Source organism: Martelella sp. AMO21009 (assembly GCF_053484295.1).
Genome location: NZ_JBAKFR010000084.1, coordinates 1 through 270, shown reverse-complemented (window position 1 = coordinate 270; position 270 = coordinate 1). Strand labels below are relative to the sequence as shown.

Genomic DNA, 270 nt, shown 5'->3' with positions numbered 1-270 from the left:
CGATCCCGCCGCTTGCCTATCTGCCGCTGATGATCATCTGGTTCGGCATTGGCGAGACCTCCAAGGTTCTGCTGATCTTCCTGTCGGTTTTCGCGCCGGTGGCGCTCGGCGCCCGTTCCGGGGTCAAATCCGCCGCGATCGAGCAGATCCACGCCGCCTATTCCTTTGGCGCCAGCCGCTGGAAGGTCATGCGCTACGTGATCCTGCCGTCTGCCCTGCCGGAAATCCTGACCGCCATGCGCATCGGCATCGGCTTTGGCTGGACGACGC

Annotated in this window: 1 protein-coding gene; it reads left to right on the top strand. The window is 64.1% G+C overall.

All coding sequences use genetic code 11. The features are described 5' to 3' along the window. Nucleotides 1-270 (top strand): ABC transporter permease subunit (locus V6766_RS25555; protein WP_448471041.1); only part of this gene is annotated, 270 nt, incomplete at both ends.